Source organism: Streptomyces sp. NPDC004629 (assembly GCF_042873595.1).
Lineage (GTDB): Bacteria > Actinomycetota > Actinomycetes > Streptomycetales > Streptomycetaceae > Streptomyces.
The window spans coordinates 1-15914 of record NZ_JBIALO010000009.1; the positions used below are offsets into that span (position 1 = coordinate 1).

Annotated in this window: 13 protein-coding genes; 3 read left to right on the forward strand and 10 right to left on the reverse strand. The window is 70.8% G+C overall.

The annotated features are described in order from the left end of the window. Positions 1–168 precede the first annotated feature (168 nt). Positions 169–1734, reverse strand: coding sequence for a sodium:solute symporter (locus ACFYTE_RS15255; protein WP_388709690.1), 1566 nt, complete (start codon positions 1732–1734; stop codon positions 169–171). 8 nt (positions 1735–1742) lie between these two features. Next, positions 1743–2732: a BadF/BadG/BcrA/BcrD ATPase family protein gene (locus ACFYTE_RS15260; protein ID WP_388709692.1), complete on the reverse strand. Its 990-nt coding sequence runs from the start codon at positions 2730–2732 to the stop codon at positions 1743–1745. 212 nt (positions 2733–2944) lie between these two features. Between ACFYTE_RS15260 and ACFYTE_RS15265 the strand changes: the two genes are divergently transcribed. From ACFYTE_RS15265 to ACFYTE_RS15275, 3 genes are all read left to right on the forward strand, one after another. After that, on the forward strand, positions 2945–3892 hold the full coding sequence (locus ACFYTE_RS15265) for a MurR/RpiR family transcriptional regulator (protein ID WP_388709694.1): 948 nt from the start codon (positions 2945–2947) through the stop codon (positions 3890–3892). A gap of 56 nt (positions 3893–3948) precedes the next feature. Beyond that, entirely contained in the window at positions 3949–4845 is an 897-nt protein-coding gene (gene murQ, locus ACFYTE_RS15270; protein WP_388709696.1) for an N-acetylmuramic acid 6-phosphate etherase, read from the forward strand. A 108-nt stretch (positions 4846–4953) separates the two neighbouring features. After that, positions 4954–5520 (forward strand): hypothetical protein, encoded by a 567-nt coding sequence (locus tag ACFYTE_RS15275; RefSeq protein WP_388709698.1) that lies wholly within the window; start codon positions 4954–4956, stop codon positions 5518–5520. Between the two features lie 13 nt (positions 5521–5533). Here the strand turns inward: ACFYTE_RS15275 and ACFYTE_RS15280 are convergent, their stop codons facing one another. The 8 genes from ACFYTE_RS15280 to ACFYTE_RS15315 all read right to left on the reverse strand — a co-directional run bounded on the left by ACFYTE_RS15280 (position 5534) and on the right by ACFYTE_RS15315 (position 15715). Continuing rightward, the gene (locus tag ACFYTE_RS15280) at positions 5534–6202 is read right to left on the reverse strand and encodes a VOC family protein (RefSeq protein ID WP_388709700.1); all 669 of its coding nucleotides are present in this window, start codon (positions 6200–6202) and stop codon (positions 5534–5536) included. Between the two features lie 16 nt (positions 6203–6218). Beyond that, positions 6219–7577 (reverse strand): MFS transporter, encoded by a 1359-nt coding sequence (locus ACFYTE_RS15285; protein WP_388709702.1) that lies wholly within the window; start codon positions 7575–7577, stop codon positions 6219–6221. A gap of 32 nt (positions 7578–7609) precedes the next feature. After that, complete coding sequence (locus tag ACFYTE_RS15290; RefSeq protein WP_388709703.1) at positions 7610–8584, reverse strand: amidohydrolase family protein; 975 nt, start codon at positions 8582–8584, stop codon at positions 7610–7612. Beyond that, positions 8581–9048 (reverse strand): hypothetical protein, encoded by a 468-nt coding sequence (locus ACFYTE_RS15295; protein WP_388709704.1) that lies wholly within the window; start codon positions 9046–9048, stop codon positions 8581–8583. The genes ACFYTE_RS15290 and ACFYTE_RS15295 overlap by 4 nt, the downstream gene beginning before the upstream one ends. Before the next feature lie 55 nt (positions 9049–9103). After that, complete coding sequence (locus ACFYTE_RS15300) at positions 9104–10294, reverse strand: FAD-dependent monooxygenase (RefSeq protein ID WP_388709706.1); 1191 nt, start codon at positions 10292–10294, stop codon at positions 9104–9106. After that, positions 10291–11694 carry an MFS transporter gene (locus ACFYTE_RS15305; protein ID WP_388709708.1) on the reverse strand — a complete coding sequence of 468 codons (1404 nt, stop codon included), beginning with the start codon at positions 11692–11694 and terminating at the stop codon, positions 10291–10293. The genes ACFYTE_RS15300 and ACFYTE_RS15305 overlap by 4 nt, the downstream gene beginning before the upstream one ends. 76 nt (positions 11695–11770) lie before the next feature. Beyond that, positions 11771–13195, reverse strand: coding sequence for an aldehyde dehydrogenase (locus tag ACFYTE_RS15310; protein ID WP_388709710.1), 1425 nt, complete (start codon positions 13193–13195; stop codon positions 11771–11773). A gap of 609 nt (positions 13196–13804) precedes the next feature. Beyond that, entirely contained in the window at positions 13805–15715 is a 1911-nt protein-coding gene (locus ACFYTE_RS15315; protein WP_388709712.1) for a helix-turn-helix domain-containing protein, read from the reverse strand. Between the last annotated feature and the right edge of the window lie 199 nt (positions 15716–15914).

A 15914-nucleotide genomic window follows, 5' to 3' on the forward strand; every position in this document is an offset into this window, starting at 1 on the left:
GCGGCGGGGGGGGGGGGGGGGGGCGGGGGGGGCGGGGGGGGGGGCCCGGGCCCGGGGCCCCGGGGGGGGGGGGCGGGGCGGGGGGGGGGGGGCCGCCCGGGGGGGGGGGGGGGGGGGGGGGGGGGGGGGGGGGGGGCCCCCCCCCCACCGGGTCGGCTGCGTGCCTCGTCACTCGGTGCCGACGGCCGCCGTCGCACGGTCGGGTCCGGACCCGTCGTCGCCCTCTCGGGCCTCTGCGGCCTCGGGGGCGCGGTGGAACAGGCTCATCAGACCGCCGACGACCAGGGTGATCACCACACCGATCGGGACCAGCCACTGCGCGGCGATCGCGGTGGGTACGGTGGCCCCGGCCACGGTGACGTCGATCTTCACCTCGCGCACGATGTAGGTCATGACCGCGATCGTCACCACGAACGCCACGACGGAGTCGACCTCGTTGGCGCGGCGGACGAGCCGTCCGAGCAGGAACGCCCCGAGGAGCGCGCCGTAGGTGTAGCCGGCGATGGTCAGGCCCGTGAGGTAGACGTTGCCGGTGCTGGTGCTGAAGGCGCAGGCGAACACGGCCATCAGCACCGCCCAGACCAGGGTCATCACCCGGGCGAGTCTGAGCAGGAACTCCTCGGACGGCGTGCTGCGGAAGAAACTGTGGATGATGTCGGCGACCGTCGAGTTCGACATCGAGTTCAGCGCCGAGGACAGCGAGCCCATCGCCGCGCCGAGGATTCCGGCCACGAGCAGGCCGGAGACCACGACGGGCAGGCCGTGGAGGATGAAGTCCGGGTACAGGTTGTCGGAGCTGGCCAGGCCCAGGTCCTTGAAGCTCTTGCCCTGGTTGTACGACCACAGCAGGGCGCCGACCAGGGAGAACGCGGCGAACTGTACGGTGACGAAGATACCGGAGGCGATCATGGCCTTCTGGCCGTCGCGCAGGGTCCGGGTGGCCAGGATGCGCTGGACGATCAGCTGGTCGGAGCCGTGGCTGGCCATCGCGAAGATGGCACCGCCGATGATCGCGGTCGGCAGGGCGAACGGGCTGGTGAGGATGTGGGCGAGCCCGAAGTCGGTGTCGAACAGCCGGAAGTGGCCGGCGTGCAGGGCGTCCGCGAAGCCGGCACCGCCGACGTGGCTGGACAGCACCGCGATGGCGAGGATGGCCCCACCCAGGTACAGACCCATCTGGATGGCGTCGGTCCAGATGACGGCCTTGATGCCGCCGAGGTAGGTGTAGACGACGGTGATCAGCGTGAGGACGACGATGATGACCCGGTAGCCGGCGTGCACTCCGAACTCGTCGAGCAGCAGCTTGATCGGGATCGCGGAGGCGAACAGCCGCACCCCCTCGGCCAGCAGCCGGGTGAAGACGAAGGTCACCGAGGCGAGCCCCTGCATCTTGAGCCCGAATCTGTCCCGCAGGTACTGGTAGGCGCTGACGAACCCGCCGCGCTTGTAGAGGGGGATGAGCACGGTGGCCACGACGACGCGGCCGATGACGTAGCCCAGGGCGAGTTCGACGTTGCCGAAGGCCTGGCCGCTGTAGGCACCGCCGGGCACGCTGATGACCGTGAGCACGCTGGTCTCGGTGGCCACCACGGAGAACGACACCGTCCACCACGGCATGTGGCTCTCACCGACGAAATAGTCCTTCGCCGTCTTCTGCCGGCCGGCCAGCCGCAGTCCGATCACCGCGATGGCGACCAGATAGACGACGATGACCACGAGGTCGAGTTGGCGCACGCTCACTCCTAAACAGCGGCCGACGGTGTCGACGGCAGGGTGGGGACGAGGGGTGTCGCCCGCCGTACACGGGCGACGTGGGGTTCGTGGGGTGCCGACGCGTCCAGCGCCAGCAGCCCTGCGCCGTCCAGCGGGTCCCCGAGCGGGGCCTGGAACCGGAGGGGGCGCGGGGAGTCGGCGAGCGCCGACCGCAGCGGACCGAGGAGCGGTTCACCGAGGCCGGTGAGCCCACCGGTGACGGTGACGGCGTCGCCATCGGTTCGGCGGGTGGCGGCGAGTACGGTCTCGGCGAGCGCTCCGGCGGCGTCCCGGAGGATCGCGGATGCCGTCGCGTCACCCGCGGCGGCCGCCCGTGCCACGTCCGGGGCGAAGGCCGCGATGGTACGGGCCTGGTTGCCGTCCCAGCTGATGGCCGAGGGCAGCCGGTCCGCGGCGCCGAAGCGCTCGACGGCGGCGGCCAGCAACGCGGTGTCCGCTCCGCGCCCGTCGTGGGCGCGCAGCGCGGCCCGCAGCCCGGCGGCACCGATCCAGGCACCGCCGCCCTCGTCACCGATCCAGGGGCCCCAGCCGTCGACACGGGCGTACGATCCGTCGCCCCCGATGCCGACGGCGACGGATCCGGTGCCGATCGCGAGCACCACACCGGTGCGACCGCCCAGGGCGCCCGCGTGGGCGGTGATCGCGTCGCTGGTGACGGCCACCTCGTTCACGGGCAGGTCCTCAAGGAGGCGGACGGCCAGGGCGCGGGCCGCCTCCGGTGCGGTGGCCGCCCCCGCCGCACCGACGCAGACCGTGGCAGGCCGGAGCGAGGGCTTCCGTTCCAGCAGCGGCAGGACGGCGGCGCGCACGGCGGCACGGGCCAGCGCCACTCCGTTCTCGGCGGCGAGCCCGGGAGCCCCGGGAACCTCCTCGGCGGTACCGGCGCGACCTGTACCGTCGGCCCACAGGGCGGCACGACAGCCGGTCTTGCCCAGATCTACCGCTACTGCTGCTGTCATACGCCATGCCTTCGGTCAGTGGGGATCCATCGCATCGGACGGTCACGGAACGGACGGGGGTCGGTGACCGGCGCGGATCGCGGTCCAGCGAGTATCAGAAGGTCGGCCTCCACATGTCAATAACTAACCTTGCGAGATTTTCTCCGTAACTTTTTGACGTTGCTGGTGGGGCCCGGTTAGCGTGTGGCCCAGCCACTCAGGAGGGAACGACCATGGCCCGCCGGGAAACACCCCGCACCGCCGCCCAGCCCGCGGAGGACACCTCCCCCGCCGAGACCCTGGCGCGCATCCGCGGGGCACTGCCGTCCCTGGCCCCTGCCGAACGGCGAGTGGCCGACATCGTCCTGGCCGACCCGGCCCAGGCGGCGGAGCTGTCCATCAGCGCGCTCGGCAAGCAGGCCGACACCTCGGTGGCCACGGTGATGCGCTTCTGCCGGGCCGTGGGGATCCCCAACTACCCGCAGCTGCGCCTCGCGCTGGCCGCCGCAGCGGCCCGCGAGCACGCACTCGGCGGCCGGCGCCCCGTACCGGGCACCGACATCAGCGCCACGGACACACTCGGCGACATCGTCCGCAAGATCATCTACAACGAGGTGCGCGCCCTGGAGGACACCGGGGCCGGACTCGACACCGAGGCACTGGGACGCGCCGTCACCGCTGTGGCCGGGGCCCGCCGCATCGACATATTCGGCGTCGGCGCCAGCGCGTTCGTCGGCCAGGACCTGCACCAGAAGCTGCACCGCATCGGCCACATGGCCTTCGTCTGGACCGACCGGCACGCCGCCCTGACCGCCACCGCCCTCCTCGGGCCCGGCGACGTCGCCTTGGCCATCTCCCACTCCGGGGAGACCGAGGACACCGTCGAACCCCTCCGGGCCGCAGCCGAACGCGGGGCCACCACCATCGCCCTCACCAACGTGCCGCGTTCCACCCTCGCGCAGAACGCGGAACTCGTCCTGACGACCTGCGCCCGCGAGACACCCTTCCGCTCCGGGGCCACCGTCAGCCGCATCGCCCAACTCGCCCTGATCGACTGCCTGTTCGTGGGTGTGGCCCAGCGGTCCTTCGACACCACGACCGCGGCACTTGAGAAGACCTACGGGGCCGTCCAGCGTCGCCGCCGCCCACAGGCACAGCGCCGCACACCGGCCGACGAATGATCCCCTGACCCCTGTTTCCGCCCAGCCGACACCACCCCCGAAAGGATGCCCGCGCCGTGGACCTGAGCACACTCGGCACCGAGGCTCGCAACGAGCGGACCACCGAACTGGACCGCATGCCGGTCTCCGAACTGCTCTCGGTCATGAACGCCGAGGACCAGACCGTCGCCCTCGCCGTCCGCGACGCCCTCCCGCAGATCGGGGCCGCCGTCGAGGCGGTCACCGAGTCCCTGCGGCGGGGCGGACGGCTCATCTACCTCGGCGCCGGCACCAGCGGCCGTATCGGACTGCTGGACGCCGTCGAGTGCCCCCCGACCTTCGGCACCTCCCCCGAGCAGGTCGTGGGCCTGCTCTCCGGTGGTCCGGGCGCCTTCATCGTGGCGGTCGAGGGAGCCGAGGACGAACCCGCGAGGGCGGTCGACGACCTCGAAAAGATCGGTGTGAACGACGGCGACACGGTCGTCGGGCTCGCCGCCAGCGGCCGTACCCCCTACGTCGTCGGGGGCCTGAAGCACGCCGCCGCCAAGGGCGCCGTCACCGTATCGGTCGCCTGCAACCGCGACGCGGTGGTCAGCCGCTACGCCGACATCCCCATCGAGGTCCCCACCGGCCCCGAGGTCCTCACCGGATCGACCCGGCTCAAGGGCGGCACCGCCGAGAAGATGGTCTGCAACATGCTCTCGACCGCGTCGATGGTGCAGGTCGGCAAGGTCTACGGAAACCTCATGGTCGACGTCAGGGCCAGCAACGAAAAGCTCGTCGACCGGGCCCGCCGCATCGTCGTCGAAGCCACCGGAGCCGACGCCGACACCGCCGCCGAGGCCCTGCGGGCTGCCGACGGGCACGCCAAAACGGCCATCGTCATGCTGCTCGCCCACTGCACCGCCGAGGAAGCCACCCGGCGCCTGAACCTGGCGCACGGCGACACACGCACCGCCGTCGGCCGCCCATGACCCGAGCCGGGCACGGCGGGGGCGGGCCGCACGGCTGGTGTGGATCTGTGACACAACAGCCCTGGAAGCGTGGGGGAACGGTGACGTCGAGGCTCCAGGATTGAGCCCGTGGACACGACGAACCCGTTCCGGGCCGTACGGCTGGGCTTTCTGTGGCGTTTCTCAGGCGTGGGGCCGGGCTGTCTCCTGGGCCTTGTGGTGGCCGTCGTCCTCGGCGCGAGCGGCGCGGTGGACCGGCTGGGCGTCGGTTTCAGCCTGCTGATCGTCGCCGCGGTCGTCCCCGTCGTGGCGCTGCCCGCACCCAGCAGCTTCTGGGTGCGGGCCGACAGCGAGGGCCTCACCCTCTGCAGAGCACTGCTGCGCCGCCGCTACCGCTGGCACGACCTCACGGGCCTGGACATGACCTTCGACGAGGACCCCGATTCGGACACGGCCCGCCTCACGATGCGTCTGCGTCTGACCACCACCCCCTCTCACGGCCGTGGCCCCTTGGTCGGCGTCCTCGGCCTCGCCCCCGGCCATCGGCTGCGGGGCACCGAACCGCGCCGGCTCGCGGACCTGTTCACGCTCCTCGCCGCCCACGGTGTCCCGCTCGCCGACTCCGGCTTCGCCGACCGCGTCCTCGCCGCCCACGGCCTCCCCCCGCTCGCCCAGAACCCTGACCCGACCGGCTGACCCGCTCAGCGGGCTATTTCGGCTGGGTGACGGCCGTGCGGCGGATGATTGCCTCGCCCTGGTCGGTGGCGACTGCCACGGCGTACACACCGGGGCGTTCACCGTTGTACTTCAGGGGCAGGCCGGCGGCCCCGTCGCCCAGCCATGCGCGCATGTCCTTCTCGGTACCGCCGACCTCCATCCAGGCGATTCCCCCGGGGACGCTCTTCTCCCCGGAGCGTGGCTGGGCAGCCGGGTGCTCGGAGAGGTCGTCGACCAGGAAGACGTTCGGCAGCCCCCGCTGCCAGCAGGGAATCGTCTCCGGGACGCGTATCGCGTTGCGCTGCACCCCATCGGTCCGTCTGCGCAACGGCTTGTCGATGATCTCCGTGCCGAAGTGCTTCGCCATCCGCGTCAGTTCGTCGCGCGAGTCGACCCGCAGGCACCAGCCGATGAAGACGTCGCCTCCTTCGATCTGGTCGTAGAACCAGCGGGCACTCGGGTTGGTCCGCGGTGCGTGGGCGTCGATGACGCTCTCGACCTCGATGTACTGGTCCGGTCCCAGCGGCACGATGCGGTTGGCGATGCCGAGGTGGGGGAACCAGCCGCCTTCGTACTGCCCGAACCCGGTCTCCTCGCAGAGCCGTTCGGTGCCCTCGTAGATGTTGCGGCAGCCGAGGGAGATGTGGTCGATGCTGAGCACAGGTGTGTGTCTCCTGTCAGTGGGCGAGGGTTTCTTCGAGATCGCCGGGGTGGGTGGTGGGCGTGTCGGAGTGCGCCGGGTGTGCCCTTATCCGGTTGCCCGCCACGGTGACCGCCGCGCAGGCGACGAGTGACACAGCGATGAAGTACAGACCGCTGTCGAAGTTCCCGGTGCTGTCCCGCAGCCATCCCACGACGTAGGGCGCCATGAAACTGCCGACGTTGCCGAGCATCGTGGTCATGGCGATGCCGACCGACAGGGCCACCGGTCCTCGCAGATGCCCCACCGGGATCTGCCAGACGAGGAAGAGGGCGGCGTAGATGCCGGAGGTGAGCAGGACCGTGCCGAGCAGCGTCACCCACAGACCGGAGGCGTTGACGGCCAGTACGGTGCCGGCGGCGGCCAGCAGTGCTCCCCAGGCCACATGTTTCACACGTTCGTTGCGCCGGTCGGAGCTGGCGACCCAGGCGAGGGCGACGAAGGTCGCGGGGACGTAGACAAGACCGGACAGCAGTCCTGTCTGCACCAGGCTCAGTTTCGTATGGGTGTGCTCGGCGAAGCCGGCGACGATCAGGGGCAGGAACGAGGTGATGGCGGCGAAACCGACCCACAGAAGGCTGACGGCCACCGAGAGGGTGACCAGGCGCAGGTCACGAAGTCGGTCGAGGACGTCGCGTGCGCCGATCCTCGGCTTCTCGTCGGTCCTCTCCGCCATGGTGATCCGCAGCAGTGCCTCCTTCTCCTCGTCGGACAGCCAGGCGGCCTTCGCGGGGGAATCGGTCAGGAACCGCAGGAGCACCAGGCCGATCACGATCGTCGGCGCCCCTTCGAGGAGGAACATCCACCGCCATCCGGCCACTCCGGCCATGCCGTCGGCGTACTGGATGATGTACGCGGACAGCGGGGTGCCGAGAATCGCGTAGAACGGGAGGCAGACCAGGGCGGTGATCCGTCCCCGCATCCTCGGCGGGAACCAGATCGTCAGGTACATGAACATGCCGGGCAGGAGTCCCGCCTCGACGGCGCCCAGGGCGATCCGGACCACGACGAGGCTCTTCTCGCCCTCGACCAGGCTGGTCAGCATGGCGACCACGCCCCAGGAGATGGTCAGAAGGCCGAGCCATCGCCGCGGGCCGAGCCTGTTGAGTGCCAGGTTGCCGGGAATCTGCAGGGCGATGTATCCCGCCGAGAAGATTCCGGTGGCGAAGCCGAAGGCCGCGGCGCTGATGCCGAGGTCGGCGTTCATGGTGAGCGCGGCGGTCCCGAGGTTGACCCGGTCGAGATAGCCGGCGGTGTACAGCAGGAGAACCAAGGGGACGAGTCGTGCGGCGGCCTTTCTCAGGGCCCGGCGCTCGACCGGTGAGGTGTCTGTCACAGGGGGTCCTTCGCAGAGCTGTCGAGGTGTCGTCATAGGCCGAGAAAGGCACGTGCGTTGGAGGTGAGTGCTTCGGCGGCCGGTCCGTGGCCGGTGGCGAAACGGACCGGGGCGCTCTGGGCCATGTCGAAGGGGTAGTCGCTGCCGCAGACGACCGCGTCCTCGGACGCGTGCGCCGTCAGCAGCCGCAGCAGATGAGGGTCGTGGGTGACGGTGTCGAAGTAGAGTTCGCCGAACACCTCGTCGGGCGGCCGGGTCGAGTGGCGGCGCACATCGGCTCGGGTGTGCCAGCCGTGGGTCCACCGGCCGAGCAGCCCCGGCGCGCATCCTCCGCCGTGCACGAAGCAGATTCTCAGCCTGGGCAGTTGCTCCTTGACACCCCCGAGGAGCAGGGCGGCGACGGCGGTGGCGGTCTCGACGGGGTTGCCGATGAGGTTGGCCAGGTAGTGGTGCGACCACTCCGGCCGGGACAGTTGCATCGGATGCACGAGCACGGCGAGGCGGAGGTCTTCGGCGTCGGTCAGGATGCGCCGCAGGGGGCCCTGGTCCAGGGACCGGCCGGCGAGCAGGGGCGGAATCGCGATCCCCGCCATGCCGTCGGTCCCTGCCAACTGCTCCATCTGGGCGCGGGCCTCGGCGGGATCGTCGAGGCTGACCATGCCGAGCCCCACGAGCCTGCCGTCGGCGTCGGACACCACGGCGGAGAGCGCCTCGTTGAACGCCGCCACATACGCGTCCGTCCCTGCCGCTGCTCCGACCGGAAACGCGAACGGTGGCGCTGACAGGACGCGCACGCCCACACCTGCGGTGCGCATGTCGGTGAGGATGTCCCCGACGTCGCTCATGGCGCGGGCCGGGACGGACAGCGGAATGTCGCCGAGATACAGGGCACCGTCACGGTCCTGCATCGGCCCGTACGGTGCCCCCGGGGGTAGGTGGAACAGCTCCGCGGGCAGCCAGTGGGCGTGGACGTCGATCACGCCGTCGGCGATGGGTGCACTGATCACGCCTGCTGCTCCGGCCGGTCGTCGGTGCCTTCGTGGATGTCGAGGGGCGGGTTGGCGCTGTCCAGGTGTTCGACGGTGGTGAACACGAGGTCGGTGTCGCCGATGTTCTCGATGTCGTGCAGGAGGTATTCGCCCGTGCCGAAGGTGAAGTGCCGGGTCTCCCCGGCGGAGTAGGAGACCTCCCGCACGGTGCCGTCGTGGGTGTGCTGGCGGCTGTGTCCCGCGTTCACCGCGGTCCAGAAGTAGTCGAGGACGTGCCGGTGGGCGTGCCAGCGCTCGCCGGGCGCGAGCCGGATCTCCCACACCCGTACCCGTGCCGTCTCGCTCAGCAGCCGGGAACCGACCCGGCCGTCGTGGGAGTGCTCCTCGAACTCCTGTCGCAGGGCCGGCGACCAGCCCTCGAACCCGGTGGCCACGAGCCGGCCCGCAAGGGGCAGGTCCATGAGAAAGCTGTTGTCCGTCATCGTTCCTCCGTCTTCGCCGGTGGTTGTCGGGGTGCGTCCGCGCCGTGGGGCGGTGTCATCGCCCGGGGCCGTAGAGACCGAACCGCAGGCTGGGGTCGCCGGGCGTCCAGGTGTTGGAGAACTGGGAACGGCTCCCCATGGCGACGACCCGTTCGAGCAGTCGGGCGCTGATGTCGAGCTGTGCCGGCTCCCACTTGCGCAGGGCGGCGGCGATGTCTCCGGCCGCCTCCTTCAGCGCGGCGCTCAGTGCCCAGGCGTCGGCCGCCGCCTTGGCGGTGCCCGCCGCCGCGTGCGGCCGGGCCGCACACGCCGCGTCCCCGATCAGGGCCACCCGCCCCTCGGCCATCCGGGAGGCCCGTACATCCGAGACGACCTGGACGTACGGGGTCTTGGTCGACGTCACCACCTCGGCCGCCGCGGGCGACAGCATCCGTCGCGCGGCCCGTCGCATCTCGTCGACGTACCGGTCCTGCACCTGGGACGGATGGACCGACACGGTGCCGGGGATGCCTCGTTTGTCGATGAGCATCTCGGTCAGCTCGGGGCCCTCGGGCACGTTCCGGTACCAGACGTAGTTGATGAGCCGGTCCTGGGGGCCGGTTCCGCGCTCCCCGGGGATCGGGTAGAGCGTGATGTGCGAGTGCGGCACCACCGTGTAGGTGATGGAGTTCCGCAGCACCTCGCGGGTGTCGTCGGACAGGTCCTTCTCGGGGACGGTTCCGCGCCACCCGACATAGCCGGAGTACTTCAAGGACGCGGCGGGGTCGAAACGCTGCCGGGCCGTCGAGGTGATCCCGTCGGCGAACACCACCAGGTCCGCAGTTGTCTCGCGTCCGCTCACGAACCGGACGGTGACCTGGTGTTCGCCCTGGTCGAACCCGCACGCGTACTCGCCCAGGTGGTAGTGGTCCGTCCCGAAGTCAGCGAGCAGAGCGCGGTAGAACGTGCCCCATGACGTGTAGCTCCATGTCGTGCGCTCGCGGTGGACGACATGGTTGTCGGCGCCGAGGTACTGCACCCATTCGGTGGACGTGCTCAGGTCCTGCGGGTGCTGCTCGCTGCGCTCGGTGAACCAGCGCAGGGTGTCCGGCTGGAGCACGATGCCGCTCCCGCGGCCGTCCAGGGCGGTGGGGGTCCGTTCGAAGACGTCGACCGAGAAACCGAGGTCGCGCAGGAGGAGGGCGGTGGTGAGCCCCCCGATCGATCCGCCGACGACTGCTGCGGTGGCGCCGTCGTACGCGTTCATGAATGTATCTCCTTGCCTGTGTGCGATTCGGCCGATGCAGATGTCTGCTCCGGACGGTCGGGTAGGGGGTCGCGCGGGAGGCCCGCTCCTCTGGTCTCGGGCGCGAAGGCGAGCCCGACGGCCGCTGCCAGGCCGACCGCCGCGACGCATGTGGTCGCCAGCCCGAGGTCGCCGCCGAACCAGGAGGCGGCGATGACTCCGGCCACCAGCGGGCCCGACGCGGTGATCAGACGGCCGAGGCTGTTGGACAGCGCCATGCCGGTCGCCCGCACGCTGGGCGGGAACAGTTCGGGGCCGTAGACGAACGTGCCGGACAACGCCCCGAACAGGCCGAATCCGACGACCGGCAGAGCGATCAGGAACTCGGTATAGCCGTGCTGGAAGGGAAAGAGGTAGGCGACGCCCACGGTGGAGATCACAAAGCTGGTGGCGAACGCCTTGCGCCGCCCGACAGCGTCAGCGAGGAACCCCCACGAGGCGTACCCGAGGACGCCGCCCGCGTTGAACAGCATGGAGGCGACCGCGACACGGCTGTCGGCGGTGTGCGACGGCAGCCCGCCGACGTCGGCGGCGTGGCGGATGATCTGGGGGTACCAGGTCGACACGCTCCAGAAGGCGATCAGGGAGCCGGTGGCCAGCGTCGTCGCGACGAGTGTCCGGTTCAGGAAGGGCGGGGCAAGCAGCCTGCGCAGGACGAATCGATCCTCCGGGACGGCCTGGCCCTGTGCCTTCCGGGTTCGGCGGGCGGCGATGACGGTCTTGATCTCCGGGGGCTCGGGAACGTAGCGGCGGATGAACCAGACCAGGAACGCGGGGATCACCGCGAGGGCCAGCATCACACGCCAGCCGTGGCCGCCCAGGAACTCGTAGGCGAGCGCGGCGACGAAGAAGCCGCCGGCGTAGCCGGACATCATCACGCCGCAGGCACGCGCCCGGTACTGATTGCGCCATACCTCGGCCACCAGCGCGGCCCCCACCGGAGCCTCGACACCAGAGCCGAGTCCGGCGAGGAACCGCAGCACGCCCAGCTGCCACCAGGTGTCGGTGACCGCCGCCAGCGCGGTGAACACCGCGTAGGCGACCACACCGACCGACAGCACCCGGACCCGTCCGAAGTAGTCGGCCAGTACGCCGAACAGGATGCCGCCGACCGCCCAGCCGGCGAGGAAGAGGGCCACCGTCAGGCCCCCGTACAAGCCGATACCGCTCGCGTCCGCCCGGATGCCGCTGTGCGGGAGCAATTCGCTCATGGCGGGGCCGAGGACCAGGGCGTAGAGGCTTCCGGAGAAACCGTCCATGGCCCAGCCCATCGTCGTCCCCGCCAGAACGAGCCATTGCGTGCGGGTGATGTCCCTCGGCCGTCGCACGCCGACGTCGAGGTCGTTGACTGCTTTCGACATGTGCGGTCCTTCGTTGGAGATGACGGGGCAGCTGTCCTCGCAACCAGCGGGGGTATGAAGTCAGGTGCCCGGGTGCTCAGTTGAGGCGGCCCGGCTCGGAACTTCCGTACCAGTCGACGTCGGCGGCGGCGGTGCGCACCACGACGGTCTTGACCCAGGTGAAGTCGTCGAAGGACTCCTGGCCTGCGTCCCTGCCGGTGCCCGATTCCTTGACGCCGCCCCATGGGAGGGACGGCTCCAGCCGGTGGTGGTCGTTCACCCACACCATTCCGGCGACGACGCGGTCCGCGACACGGTGGCCGCGTGCGATGTCCCGCGTCCACACCCCGGCCCCGAGCCCGAACCGGTTGTCGTTGGCCATGGCGACCGCGTCCTCCTCGTCGTCGAAGGGCACGACGACCGCGACGGGGCCGAAGATCTCCTGCTGCGCGACCGTCATCGCCATGGTCGCGTCGGCCAGGACGGTGGGTTGCACGAAGTAGCCGTCGCGCAGGTGGGCCGGCAGATCGGGAACGCCTCCGCCGGCGGCGACGCGGACTCCCTCCTGGACACCGGTGTCGATCAGCCGCAGCACCTTCTCGCGCTGCACCCCGCTGATCAGCGGACCCAGCTGGGTCCCCGGCTGCGCCGGGTCGCCGATCCGGATCGTCGAGGCGCGGGCGCTGAGCGCCGCGACGAACGCGTCGTAGATGCCGCGCTGGACGAGGAACCGCGACCCGGCGACACAGGACTGGCCGGCCGCGACGAAGGCGGCGAACGCCGCGCCTTCTGCGGCCACGCGTGGATCGATGTCGTCGAAGACGACGATCGGGGTCTTGCCGCCGAGTTCCGCGGTGACGCGGGCGAATCGGGCCGCGGTGGCGACCGCGGCGGCACGCCCGGCCTCGGTGCCGCCGGTCAGCGTGATCTTGGCGATGTCCGGGTGCCCGGTCAGCTGCTCCCCGACCTCACGTCCGCCGGTCACGACGTGGACCACCCCCTCGGGCAGCCCGGCTTTGCGCAGCACGTCGACCAGCGCCAGCGTGGTCAGCGGCGTCAGCTCCGAGGGCTTGACCACTACGGTGTTCCCGGTGGCGAGGGCCGCGGACAGGCTGCGGGCCAGGATCAGCAGCGGGTGGTTGAACGGCGTGATGATGCCACAGACGCCGAGCGGGGAACGCCGCTGGTAGGTGAGGTAGGGGCCGTCGCCGGGCAGGACCGCGTCCCGCTGGGCGGCCAGCAGTCCCGCGTTGTAACGGAACCATTCCGGAACGCGGGAGAGTTGTGCCTTGGTCTCGGTGATGGGCCGACCGTTGTTCCGCGTCTCCAACTGGAACAACGTGTCACTGCTCGCCTCGATCGCGTCGGCGAACCGCAGCAGGTGCCGGGCCCGCTCACTGCGCGGCAGGCGTGGCCACGGGCCGGACTCGAAGGCCGCCTTCGCCGCCCTCACCGCCTCGTCCACTTCGCTCGGCGTGCTGTCCGGTACGGAGCGGATCACCTCTGCGGTGGCGGGGTTCACGATGGCCCGGTCGCGGGGCCCGGGGGCCTCATGTGACGCGGGAACGGGGATCTGGGTGACCAGGGTGATCGCCTCCTTGAAGTTCGCGCTTCGAACGAAGCGGGAGTGTGCGTCCGCGCGGTGCCGGCGTGGCCGGACTTCCGCTGCTCGGCGCGACAGCACGAGGGTGGGGAGCCGGACGCGTAAGGCCCGGTGGGTGAACTGCGGTTGAGTATTGGGTCTGCGGGGGCCCGTTTCGATGTGTGGGCACACACAGTCGGAGGAGTTCTATGTCGGTGAGAACAGTCGCCGGACGTGCCGCACCGGGGGATGCTCGGGTCGTCGCCCGGCGGCGCGGACACGATGTCCGGGTGTAGCGGTCGCCGGGGTCGGTGGGGTCGGTGCCGGCAGTTCCCGCGGATGTCCGCTCCCGCCTCCCGCGGATGTCCGTTCCCGCAGGGTGAACAGGGCCCGCGGCGCATCGAAGCGCAGTGCCCGCGGGGCTCGGCCTGCCTGGTCAGGCAGCCGCCGCGGAGTCCGGTGCGGCGGTCATGCCGCGGGGCGACGTCGGATCAGTGGACCGGGCCGAGCCGACGGGCCGGCCGGGCGCCCGCACGGAGCGCCGGCACGTCACCCCTGGCCGGCGTCCACACCGTCGATCTCCATCGCCGCGAGTGCGGCGGTGACCTGCAGGAGCGCGTCGGGTTGCGTGAGGCTCACGTCGAGCAGGTCTTCGATGCGCTTCAGCCGTAGGCCGACCGTGTTCGGGTGCACAAACAGGACATCGGCCGTTCGAGCCGTGCTGAGACCATGGGCGAAGTAGGTGCGCAGGGTGTGCAGCAGCCGGGTGTTGCGGCGCCTGTCGTAGTCGAGGACCGGTGCCAGCACCCGGTCGGCGAACCGCAACAGCTCACCGGGGTGATCGAGTTGCAGGAGCAGCCCCTGTACGCCCAGATCGCCGAGTTCCACCGTACGGTCGCGGCGACCACGCAGCTGCGTGATGGTCAGCACGCCTCGTGTCGTACGGAAGGCGGCCGGGTAGTCGGCCAGGTCGGTGCACGGCCGTGATACCGCGACCGTCACCGTCATCGGCAGGGCGCGCGCGAGGGACCGGCGGATGGTGTCGGCCGCGGCCACCGCCTCCGGCGCGACGTCGACCGCCGCGGTCGTCGGTTCCCCTGCGGAACCGTTCTCTCGGCCGGCGTCCGATGGCCACAGCAGGACCACATCGTCACCGTGACGGGCCACCAGGGGCCGGGGCGTCTGCCGCATCACCAAGGTGTGGACGGCTGACAGGACCCGGCGCGGTGCGTCGATCCCCCGGGCTGTGCCCGATGGCACCGTCTCGCCATCTGCCCGCACGACGAGCACGGTGTGTGCTCGGTGCAGGTCGTGGCCGAGGCGGGCGGCCCGCGCCACGACCGTCGCCAGCGCGGCGGGTTGCTGGGCGAGCAGATCGCTCAGCAGCTCGCCGCGGAGCCGCCACTCCACGTCGACGGCGGTGCGTTCGCGCAGAATCTCCAGGGCGGCCACCACCGCCGCGTGTTCGATGGCGCGCCGGCCGAGCGGTCCCAGGCCGGTCAGGTCTCCGGGGATCCATATCCGGGCGACGACTTCCCTGGCGAGAACGACCGCGGACGTCGCCCACGGCGTCCGGGTGTCGTTCGCCCGTATCTCGACAACCCCGGTCGCCGACGATTCCGTGAGCGACTGACGCAGGGCGGAGATGCGGTCCGCCCCGTCGAATCGGTCGCCCGGCACCGGGCCGTCGGGTTCTGCCGCGGCCAGCGTGCTCCCGTACGCGTCCTCGAACAGAACGGGGCGTTCGAGCAGCGTCGCAAGCGCCTGGGCGACTCCCTGGACGCCCTCGCCGCGCAACGCGACCTCGGTCAGCTGCCGGTGGATGTCCTCGCTGCGCTGCAACAGGGCATGCTGCTCGCGCAGCGACTCATTGAGTCCGCGTAGCTCGCCGATCGTCTGCTGTTCCCGCTCCCTCAAGCGGGCCGTCTCGATGGCGATGGCGGCCTGGTTCGCCAGGGTGGTGAGGAGTTCCTGTTCGTCGTCCAAGAACTCGTGGACGTTCGCGCGGTAACAGGTCAGCGTGCCGAGGCAGGACCCCGACGCCATGAGGGGCACAGCGATGATCGACCGATAGCCCTGTTGCTCGGCGCCCCCGCCCCATGCGTAGTCGGCCTCTTTGGTCACATCGCTGAGTGCGACGGCCCGGCCCGTGCGGAACGCCCGGCTGGACGGCGCTTCCCCGCGCTCCCCGGCCCCGATGCGCACCGGGTGCTTGATGTTCACGCCCTTGATGTAGGTGGCCGACAGCCCGCAGGCACCCTCGATGGTGAGGACCTGGTGCGTTCGGTCCGGCAGCAGCACGGCGCAGAAGTCGTAGCTCATCAGCCGGCAGGCCGTCCTGGCCACGAGGTCCAGCAGCGAGTGCACGCTTCCCGTGCCGTTCACGGCCTCGGCGAGGTCCGCGATGGCACCGAGCCAGGTCCTGAGATCGGTGTGGCCGTCGGTGGCGGGGGTCCTCATGAGGTGACTGTGCCAGTCCACAGTGTCTCCCTCAAGACAGGGGGCGAGCGACAGCTCGGCCGAGGGGGCGTGGCGTACACCTCAGGGTCGGTGACCTGTCCGCATTGCACCATGTGGGGTCCCCCAGCATGGGGGGCGAGGACCTGTGGCCCTCCACACGGAGAGGGGGCCTGGCGCGCGAGACAGGGCCCCGTCCGGA